The following is a 9919-nucleotide window of genomic DNA, read 5'->3' as shown; positions in this document are numbered from 1 at the left end:
TTATGAGAGGATGTCGAGGAGAAACGTAAGGAACTTGAAGCTTTACGGGAGAAGTATTAATCGTATAATAATGTAGCGAAGGAAGACGAAAATGGCTACCAGAAATGGTGGCCATTTTTACGTAGATTGATATTAATGCTCAGGATAAATTCTTCTACATGCCATGCGACCTAATTCTGGAGAAGAAGCAATCATTGCGGCAGAAGCCACGGCAGTCATCCCAGAACTTCCAACAGCAGCAGAGGCTCCAATGGTTGCAATAGTAATTAAATATATCAAAATAATTTTGTATTAAACTTTTTTGGTGAAGCCTTAGAAAACAAAAGAAATCGAGTTAATTAATCCCTTTTTATGGTAAAATTAATTTAAATGATATCTTCTATAAATCTGATTATACGAAAATCGATACTTAATTTTATGCGGGGATGAGAGAGAGGGACAAAATGAAATTAGCAATTCAAACTAAAAATTTAACAAAGTCTTTTGCAAATCAATCCATTGTAAGGGATATAAACTTATCTGTTCCTGAAGGAAGTTTATATGCTTTTATTGGACCAAATGGTGCAGGAAAAACAACAACTATGCGAATGTTATTAGGATTAATTCCATTAGATAGAGGAACGATATTATTTAATAATAAAGATATAAAAGAATGGAAAGAAGAATTATTTGAAAATGTGGGTTGTTTTATTGATTCGCCTACCTATTATCCTAATTTAACAGCATATGAAAATTTAGCCTATGTACAAAAAATGATTAATAAACCTTTAGATGAAATAGATAGAGTATTAAAAACTACAGGAATATATAAAGCAAAAGATAAAAAAGTTAAAGATTTTTCTTTAGGAATGAAACAAAGGCTAGGTATTTCCTTTGCTATTCTTAATAACCCTAAAATACTAATTCTTGACGAGCCAACAAATGGATTAGATCCAGAGGGAGTACACGAGATAAGGCGTTTATTACTTCATTTGGTAAAAAATGAGGGGAAGACTATATTTATTTCTAGTCATAATTTAGCTGAAATTGAAATGATAGCAGATCACATAGCATTACTACATAAGGGTAGCTTACTCTATGAAGGGGAATTAGAAGGTATTATTACTTCTGGAGAATATATCATTCATATTAATAATACTGCTGCTACAGAAAGGATTTTAAGTAAAGAAGGTATACCTTATAGTATTGAAAAAGAAGGGGTATTCAAAATAATAATAGATCAAGATAGTGTTCCTAATTTAACCAGAATATTAATTAAAAATGATATAGATATTTTTGAAGTTAGCCCTAAAAAGCCAACATTAGAGGAAGTATTTTTATCTTTAACTAAACAAAAGGAGTTACTATAATAATGCAATTTATCTTTAAAAGTGTAAATAGTGAGATGAGGAAAATTGGTGGGAGAAAATTATTATTAATTTCTTTGTTTTTTTCATTATTATCAAGCTTTTTATGTATAAGTTATTTTATTTTTAACAAGAATCATCCTGACATGTTTCAATCTACAAATCTTATAGCAATTACAGTAAACTTTAATACACTAACGTTAAGTATTTTTTCTGCTTGTATGTGGTATTTTATCATTTCTTCGGAAAATAAATATGGTACTTGGGCCATTATTTATACACAGCCCATTTCGAAATTTAAGTTATTGGTAGCTAAAAATTTATTGTTTATACTTTTTTATTTGGTCTTTAATATTTTGAATTTTTCGGTTATGGGTATCTATACTTTTATAAATGGATATGAAATATCAATATTTTATTTTTTAAAAATGTTGATACTTTGTACGATTTTATCTTTAGCAATACCTTATTCTCAATTGCTTTTTCATTTAATTATAAAAAAGGGAATTCTTGCGGCATCCTTGTCAGTTATTTGGATTTTTTTCTTCCTAACATATGGATTATTCCCTTTAATATTTACAAAGACATTTCCAATCTTTTATGCATTGAATATAGTAAGTGATGTAGCTTTTAAAGAGACAACTATTTTATTATATCTTGCAAGTTCTTCAATATATATTTTAGGAATTATGTTATTGTCTGTGAGCTTTAAATATTATACATATGAATAATAAAGGGTGAAACAAGTGGGTATTTTAGGTGAATATAAAAAAAGTCTTCATAATGGATTGTATATCCTGTTACTAGTATTTCTGTTGATTCCAATTAGTTTTCAAGTTTTACTAACTGTATCGTCTCAATTAAAAGATGGCGTTTTCATGCATATAGCGATTCTGAGCCTTTTTTGTAGGTTATTTTTACCTATTGCGATAGGTCTATTAGTGTCATTTTCTTTTGTAAACGAATTCAGAAGAAAAGGATATATGTCTGCTATTTATCACGGGATCACTTTAAAAACTATATTAAGTAATAAGTTTTTATTTTGCTTAATAATTACTTTTGGTTATTTACTATGTGCTTTAATCATAACGAGTATACCTATAGTATTAACGGTTGATAATCTCGGGACTGTTTATCAAAGTTTAAGTTTTTCTATACTTTTTATGGTAATTAGCTCTTTAATTATTGTGAATCTACATTTTTTAATAAATATAATATTTTATAAAATCCCGTTACTTTCATTATTAGTAGGGGTTATAGGTGGACTTGGTAGCTTTTTTATCTCTCATACAAACTATTGGATACTATTCCCTTGGTCATATCCAATTATGAGTCTTTATATTGATAGCATTGAAACAAAACAATTGTATATTATTCTACTTGTATATCTATTATCATTACTAAGTTGTATATTGATGTTGTCTACTTTATATAATAAAAAATCAATGAGATGGAATTAAGGTTACAATGAGGAGTGTAACATTAGTAATAATAAAACATGTTGTAGTTACTACAATATGGATCTCGATACGTTAAGCCAATTAATAAGACATGCGGATCAAATATTATTGAATTTGAAGAAGCTAAAGTATGATAGATGTCACTTATGGTCACTCGAATATCTATTACTAATTTACTCTATTTAAAAAAAGTAGCTGTACAAAAGCGCAGCTACTTTTTTTCATACAAACATTATTATGCAAATAAAAACCTTAACGTAAACTTGCGCTTAATGGTACTTGAGAATAAACTTTGAAATTACTACCATAAGTACCGTGTTGAGAAAATGAGGAAGAAATTGAGCTGTTCCAACTTTTGTAGGTAGATCCAGATGTATCTGCTCTTAGAAGTACGTTTGAAAAGCTAGCTTGGCTAAAAGAATTACTTCCAGTATCTTCAACGCCCTGAACCATTTTTACTGGTTCATATTGAGAAAACGTACCATATACAGGTTGATTTACATATTTAGGACTTCCATTTACATACATAGTAACCGTACCATTTCCGTTATTAACTAGTTTAAGGTTTACTCGATCACCATCTTTAATTGATGTATCATACTGTGTGTTCCAATACTTACTGTTTTGACCTGATTCATTATATCCTGAATTAAGAAATACTTTATATCCACTTGATGTTTTTGAAATACCACCCTCAACTTTAGATGCTCCAATACCTAAATACCAATTCACATATCCATCCTTAACAACAACTGATTTTGGTAGATTTATATCAGCTGCAATCCCGGTATAGTTACTATTTGTAACACTTTTTACAGCACCTTCTGTAGCTGCAAAACTTGTAGTTGCAAACATTGATAGAGCAATTAGAAGTGAACCAACTAGATATATCATTTTTCTCTTACTTTTCCTTAATACTTGTTTCATTTTAGGTCCCCCTTAATTTTTATTATTAAATTGCATGGAAAGTTGGCCAACTAACCACGACTTACAAATCAAAGATACATTAGGTTTCATTTAATGTATATATTTTCCTGTTATAAGCCATTGAAATGTCAAGCAAATTGAATATTTCATATTTATCAATATAGGGGGAGTTGACAGAATAAAATAGTCCTTCTATTTGAATTTAGGAAGGTTTTGTAATTAATATTATTAAAATCTATAAACTGGTTGGGTATAATACGCAATACCATTCATTTGTGAGAGATAGAAATGGAATTAATGCAGGGGATTTTCAAAAGGGGATATCAGAAATTTTTAGAAATGGAATAACAACAAATGAAATAAATTAAAGGCTGTTGTAAAGGCATCTATGTATGAGAAGGTAGTAGGAATGAGAAGTAAACTTTGTAGTTACTTTGCCTTGGATGAAAGAAGATTTAATAATTGTTTAATAGGGTTCGTTTCCTAGTTAATACGTAGTTCCTGGGGGGAGGGGAGAATGCCTAAAATAGAGAATAGATTTGTTTTAACCAATCCTTTTCAAAATAAAAATAGTAACGCGAATAGTCCGAAACACATTTGTTTCGGACTAGGGATTCACAATTTCTCTCATTTTGATTAAACAATTTTGTGGATTAAAAGTTGGATATTTTGACTATTTAAGCAGGACAAATGATATTACGTTAATCAATAGATACTTCAACAGAGACACTCGGTATTGTGGGTGATGGTGTATCTCCACCATTAAAGGAAGAAGGTTGTGATACATGTAAACTAATCATGCTACATGCTAATGCACTTACTACTACCATACTTAATACAATTTTTTTTATTTTTTTCATTACTTTAACGCTCCTTTTCTCAAATGATTCTTATTGGCATTATTGCTAATGTAGAAATATTTGCTCGCCTTAACATGATTACCTGCCTGGTAAAATTGGAGTGCTAAAATCTCTGCATGTTCTTTTACACAATCCCACATGCCCTCTTTTTCAAAATAAGAAATTGCATCAGTAACTACTTTTTCTAGTTTAATTCTAGGCAGTTCTGTGATTAGTTCATTTAAAACTGCGAAACGGTGCTTATATTCCTCATTTCCGGATTCATTTGTATATTTCATTCCCTGTTCGATATATGATTTTGCTGTTTCAACGCCTTCTAATTTATAATATGCTCTTGCTAAGACAAATAATGCTTTAAAATGGTTCGGTATTTTATTTATAATTTCAGAACTCTGTCGGATCGCCAATGGATATAAATCTTGAATATTATATAACCAGCCCAAATTGTAACGTACTCTTAATAATAAATGTTCTTTATCATACTTCTTAAAAACATCAATAACCGTATTGAGACATTCTTCAGCTCTTTCAAACTCTCTTAGATCTATACAAGCTAAACCATATACATTGTCGCATAAAGCAATATTGATTTCATATCCTACATGATTCAGGTATATTTCTTTCGCTTTTACTACATGTTGAATCGCTTCAAATGGTTGATAAGACTGATAAAAGTAAGTTGAAATTCTATACTTAAACTCGGCTTTTTCTACTTCATCAGGTATATCAATTAAAAGTTCTTCCGCCTTTTCAAAATGTGTTCTCGCTTCAGTATAATTTGCTATAATTGTAGAGTGGATTGCCTTAAAGAAATGATAGTAGTAAGCTAAAAATGAAAATTCATCTTTGATATTAGGGAGCTCTTCTATTTTATTAAAAGAATCTTTAGTAATACTCATTCCATCTACCAAGACCTTATATCTAAAATTCAGTAGTGAATAATAGAATGATAAATATTGGTCTGTTTCTATTCCTTTTAAATTTTCTTGTACTTTTAGATATGTTTGTTTTGCTTCTTTTACATGATATGAACGGATTTCTTCATACCATTCATTTAATATTTTCATCAATTGCTCATTGCTTTTTTCTTGAACAGTCATAATATCCCCCTTTTCTCCGTATAGGCTTATTCTGATAATAACAGGAATTAGATACTTTAAATTTCACTATGAGTTTTTTTCATAAATATACAGAATATTCTGAATCAATCGAGTGTCCATACTTTATTTAATGCGACAAAATATAAGAAAGTATGAGTTTCGTCGATGGATTTTTTAGATGTTTAAACCGTTCCTACTGAATTTTTCTTATAGGAGGTGGCGTAGAATTATGACAGAAACGGAGATGGTATACACCGCTAGTGTATTGAGAAATATATAGCGATATTAAACTTCAAGGGATTCCACGAAGATAAATAGAAGTATACCTATATCTATTTATAATGAAAAAGGGGCGTTGGTTAGTATGATAAGTTTTGGGATTAATTTACGCACTATCATTAGTTATACACAAGAGAGTAGGAATCGTAATAATATAAAGATTATAAGTCAGTTAGGAATAAAGTTGTTTGATATATACGGAGAACCGTTACCAGTATCAGATGTTAATCGAGAGTTAGTGACGGCTTTAAAACGTCAAGACATAAATAAGCAGCGATATATAATAAGTCATTTAGAAGGATAAAAAAACTGATATTATGGGGCGTTTCTTTACAGGAGGCGTTTTTATTTTGCGTAGAAATGAGGATGTAGCCTTTGCTTCAAATAGAAAAATGATAAAATACTGCAAAAATAGTAAAGGAGAAGGATGGCGAATGAAAGGAATCGTTATTTTAGGCAAGGAGAGGGGGACTTAATACTATTTGTTTGACAGAAAAAGATTATTTACAGGAGAGCACCGACAAGTGAAGAGAAGAGGCATCATAATTCATTGTAGGTCGTTTTTTCTGGTTTGAAATATATTATTTGTGACAATTAAATCGTACATTGATATTGCAATTTTTATGTGGACAGGCATTACCTGACCACAATTGTCGTACTAAATGCGAGTACGTACACGTATGTTGAACAAAACTTACATGCACAGAGATAATAAGGTTGTTTAATTTACAATAAAGTCGTTTAAAACAAAATAAGGTTCTTTAAAAAACGCCAGTCATGTTATTCAACAATCGGGCCATATAACGGAATGGAATGTTGTGAAAATTTAAAATGTTTGAAATAATTATTATTAAGTTAAAGGACAGTGATTGTAGAAAAAGGTGATACGATTTTCTCTTACTTAAGAATTGTGGAAGGGTAAAAAATCCGAGTAATTATATTCCGAAAGGTGTGTTTAATATACTATCAACTAACGTTTTTACTTATAAATCTAAGGACGGAAAAACAGTAACAATTAGAGAAGCTAAAGAACAGGATGCAGAAAGAATGTTAAATTCTGCTTCAAGAGCTTTAATAAACGCTCCATACATGCTAAGTACGGTTGAGGATGTAAAGCAGATGAGTGTTGATGCTATTCAAAAAACGTTAAAAGCTTATTATGAAAATCCAAATTTTGTACAGTTTATTGCTGAAGTGGATGGTAAGTTAGTCGGTGCAATAGATTTTAAGAACGGAAACAAAGAAAAAATTAGTCATCAAGGGTTTTTTGCGATGACCATACTACCTGAATATCGAAATTATGGTATTGGAAGAGCTCTTCTAGAAACGTTAATCAATTGGGCTAAAAATAACTGTAAGATTGAAAAAGTTTGTCTTGAGGTAATGGAAGATAATTTAGGTGCAATCAAGTTATATAAGAATCAAGGCTTTTTTGAAGAGGATAGAAAAGCAAAGGGTGTAAAATTGGATGGAGGCTATCAAGATTTAATATTAATGGCTTTATTCGTTTGAAATTGAACATTATTCAAGAACAGGGTGCTATTTTTGCACCAGAACCGTATCACGTGTATGGAATCATTAATATCAAAAAAGCCATCACGCAATGATGATTGCATGATGGCTTTTGTTGTTTTCTTATTTCTTTGTCTCATTGACCCATGTAGCGATGTCCTTGATGACATACGCAGGAACATTGGAAGGGACTTCGTATTCACTAGGGTGACTTAATTCCCCGTCGCCCTCCGTGAAGAAGTGATTCAATTTCGGATATTCTTTGAAATGAACATTACTGCGGCTTGAAAGCCCTTCTTGCCATTTCGTAAACTCGTCTTTTACTGTTACTTGATAATCACGTGCGCCTTGCAGAATCAGTAATGGTTCTTTTCGTGATTTCGCTTCCTCAACTGGACGCCAACGAGTCACATCATACATGAAATGTGGAGGAAGATAATTATAACCAGCTGGTGGGTGATCTGGATCAAAAGTAGGGTCCTCAATGTAAGCGAATTGTTTTTTTATTTCATCAATATATTCCTTAGGTGCTCCGAGGTACTGATACTGATCAAGGAGCATGTCAGTAAACGGACGTGCAGGTGGTGCCATTAAAATACTTCCTCTTACAAGTGATGAAGGTGCTTTGCTTAGTATGCGCGGCATGGTGCCAGCACCTTGGCTATGTCCGAGAATGAAAATGTTATCTGGGTCAATGCCTTCCTGCTGCGCTGCTGATTTTGCTGCATATATGGCATCATCTGTAGTATCTCGGTCTAACGTTACAGGTTCTGCACTCATTTTAAAACCGTGTTCTAAGGAACGTTTCTCGTAACGTAACACTGCGATACCGCTTGATGAAAGACCAGCTGCAAGGTCTCTAAAGATTTTAGCTCCCATAAATGTACTGTCACGATCATGCGGCCCAGAACCGTGAACAAGAACAACAACAGGTACTTTTTCGCCAGGTTTATGTTTTGGAACCGTTAATGTGGCTGGTAACGGGTATGTAGCATTTCCAATGACGATTTCTCGTTCTTGGTAGGAATCAGGTTGGTCATAGCTAGGATGCGGGATGGTATAAGATTTCTCTGGCGCCGTCCTTACGCCAACCTCATCAACTTTGCCGCCAGGCGTGAATTTAAGGAGTAGTGGAATAGTAGTTCCTTCGATAGCTCCTGGAATTTCAACCGTTTGATGGACCAAGTTTCGTTCTTTTATAACAGGTGTTCCCATGCTTGTAATTCTGCTCCCGCCACTTTGTGTCCACCAGCTTTGTAATATGTTTGCCGTAAACTTGGACTGAAAAGCTGCAGACGTCAACTGGAGTGCCTCTGCATATTTACCTTGTTGGAGATATGCAAAAAATAAAGACGTACGCTCCGTTAATGAGACTTGTTTCTTTTCTGCAGTTTGTGCCCCTTGTGTATCCCCATGAATAGCTGTTGTAAGCGGAAAAGAAGAAACACCTAAAGAAAAGAGTAGGGTAAAAGAAAGTGCTGATTTTTGTAACTTCTTTGTTTTCATCCTGTTTAACCCCCAAAATGTAATGGTATGAAATAGGTATGGTAATTAGTGGAATGTTTCCCTATTGGGGTTTCGTTACTTGTAAGGGGGAATCCTGCATACATATCATAAAAAGCCCGTTTGAAAGAGTGGAGGAGTTAAGCAATGGATTTATACATAATTCGTTGCTAAATCATAGAAATCGATCGTTTTTCCAACAATGATTCCAATCCCGTTATGATGTAGGGGAAGAAAAACAAGAAGAGAGGGAGGCATACGATGAAGAAATTTTTATGGTTCATTTCTACATTGTGCATGTTTGATTGGTAACAGGGTGTAGTAGCAAAGATGACACTGGAATTTCCATTACCCCATACCGAAAAAAAGGGTATAGGTATACTTTCCTGTTTAAAATGTTGTTCGTATAGGAAGCGAATAAGCTTCCTATACGAACAACATTACATATTAATAATTTAGAGGGTTTTAAAAATAAAGAGGTGGTTTTTAAATGTATAATGATTCAATATATTTTCCTTATATAAATTATGATCAATGCTTCGATCGTCAATTCCCTGGTCCTCAGATTCCAGGTATACCTGGAATGCCAGGTTTTCCGGGTGTACCAAGTTTTCCAGGACAGCAAAGTTCACAAGCTCCAACATCTCCTCCCCCATCATTTATTCCTCAACAATCAACTGCTTCACCATTTGCTGTTGATCCAGGAGCAATTTCATTATGTTTATTTCGAAATACTTATATATGGCTTAGTAATGGTGAACAGTTTTGGTATTTCCCAATTTTTGTAGGACCAAGGTCTGTTGCTGGTTTTAGATGGAACGGTAGGTTTTGGGTTATTTTTGGAATTGATACGAGAAGGATTATTTCATTTACATGTTTTTAAAAATTATAGAGTAACGATAGAGGTTTAATTATATAAACAAAAGAGGTAT

At 32.4% G+C, this 9919-nt stretch carries 13 protein-coding genes; 9 read left to right on the top strand and 4 right to left on the bottom strand.

Annotation, left to right across the window (positions count from 1 at the left end):
* Positions 1 to 163 precede the first annotated feature (163 nt).
* The 4 genes from JFU20_RS30345 to JFU20_RS01195 all read left to right on the top strand — a co-directional run bounded on the left by JFU20_RS30345 (position 164) and on the right by JFU20_RS01195 (position 2806).
* Positions 164 to 295, top strand: a complete 132-nt coding sequence (locus JFU20_RS30345) for a hypothetical protein (RefSeq protein ID WP_274606579.1) — start codon at positions 164 to 166, stop codon at positions 293 to 295.
* 148 nt (positions 296 to 443) lie between these two features.
* A complete protein-coding gene (locus JFU20_RS01205) occupies positions 444 to 1349 on the top strand; it encodes an ABC transporter ATP-binding protein (RefSeq protein WP_033729676.1) in 906 nt (301 codons plus the stop codon).
* A gap of 2 nt (positions 1350 to 1351) precedes the next feature.
* Positions 1352 to 2077: an ABC transporter permease gene (locus JFU20_RS01200; protein WP_201038208.1), complete on the top strand. Its 726-nt coding sequence runs from the start codon at positions 1352 to 1354 to the stop codon at positions 2075 to 2077.
* A gap of 15 nt (positions 2078 to 2092) precedes the next feature.
* On the top strand, positions 2093 to 2806 hold the full coding sequence (locus JFU20_RS01195; protein WP_201038207.1) for an ABC-2 family transporter permease: 714 nt from the start codon (positions 2093 to 2095) through the stop codon (positions 2804 to 2806).
* A 252-nt stretch (positions 2807 to 3058) separates the two neighbouring features.
* Here the strand turns inward: JFU20_RS01195 and JFU20_RS01190 are convergent, their stop codons facing one another.
* Positions 3059 to 3733, bottom strand: a complete 675-nt coding sequence (locus JFU20_RS01190; protein WP_012259820.1) for a hypothetical protein — start codon at positions 3731 to 3733, stop codon at positions 3059 to 3061.
* A gap of 517 nt (positions 3734 to 4250) precedes the next feature.
* Here JFU20_RS01190 and JFU20_RS30340 point away from each other — a divergent pair.
* Complete coding sequence (locus JFU20_RS30340) at positions 4251 to 4373, top strand: hypothetical protein (RefSeq protein ID WP_256508295.1); 123 nt, start codon at positions 4251 to 4253, stop codon at positions 4371 to 4373.
* Between the two features lie 61 nt (positions 4374 to 4434).
* On the opposite strand, the gene JFU20_RS01185 is transcribed toward JFU20_RS30340, so the two are convergent.
* Positions 4435 to 4593: a Phr family secreted Rap phosphatase inhibitor gene (locus JFU20_RS01185; RefSeq protein WP_002144187.1), complete on the bottom strand. Its 159-nt coding sequence runs from the start codon at positions 4591 to 4593 to the stop codon at positions 4435 to 4437.
* Positions 4593 to 5693: a response regulator aspartate phosphatase gene (locus JFU20_RS01180; protein WP_201038206.1), complete on the bottom strand. Its 1101-nt coding sequence runs from the start codon at positions 5691 to 5693 to the stop codon at positions 4593 to 4595. The genes JFU20_RS01185 and JFU20_RS01180 overlap by 1 nt, the downstream gene beginning before the upstream one ends.
* 364 nt (positions 5694 to 6057) lie before the next feature.
* Here JFU20_RS01180 and JFU20_RS01175 point away from each other — a divergent pair, with 364 nt between their 5' ends.
* From JFU20_RS01175 to JFU20_RS01170, 3 genes are all read left to right on the top strand, one after another.
* On the top strand, positions 6058 to 6276 hold the full coding sequence (locus JFU20_RS01175; RefSeq protein WP_002144183.1) for a hypothetical protein: 219 nt from the start codon (positions 6058 to 6060) through the stop codon (positions 6274 to 6276).
* A gap of 46 nt (positions 6277 to 6322) precedes the next feature.
* Positions 6323 to 6448 carry a hypothetical protein gene (locus JFU20_RS30335; RefSeq protein ID WP_256508296.1) on the top strand — a complete coding sequence of 42 codons (126 nt, stop codon included), beginning with the start codon at positions 6323 to 6325 and terminating at the stop codon, positions 6446 to 6448.
* A gap of 475 nt (positions 6449 to 6923) precedes the next feature.
* Entirely contained in the window at positions 6924 to 7484 is a 561-nt protein-coding gene (locus JFU20_RS01170) for a GNAT family N-acetyltransferase (RefSeq protein WP_201038205.1), read from the top strand.
* Between the two features lie 123 nt (positions 7485 to 7607).
* Here the strand turns inward: JFU20_RS01170 and JFU20_RS01165 are convergent, their stop codons facing one another.
* The gene (locus tag JFU20_RS01165) at positions 7608 to 8990 is read right to left on the bottom strand and encodes an alpha/beta hydrolase family protein (protein WP_201038204.1); all 1383 of its coding nucleotides are present in this window, start codon (positions 8988 to 8990) and stop codon (positions 7608 to 7610) included.
* A gap of 487 nt (positions 8991 to 9477) precedes the next feature.
* Here JFU20_RS01165 and JFU20_RS01160 point away from each other — a divergent pair, with 487 nt between their 5' ends.
* Positions 9478 to 9870 carry a transporter gene (locus tag JFU20_RS01160; protein WP_002187379.1) on the top strand — a complete coding sequence of 131 codons (393 nt, stop codon included), beginning with the start codon at positions 9478 to 9480 and terminating at the stop codon, positions 9868 to 9870.
* Positions 9871 to 9919: the final 49 nt, after the last annotated feature.

It is taken from the genome of Bacillus sp. TH30 (assembly GCF_016650875.1).
In the GTDB taxonomy this organism is placed as follows: Bacteria; Bacillota; Bacilli; order Bacillales; family Bacillaceae_G; genus Bacillus_A; species Bacillus_A mycoides.
The sequence above is the reverse complement of the archived record's forward strand: the minus strand, read 5'-3'. Positions and strand labels throughout refer to the sequence as shown.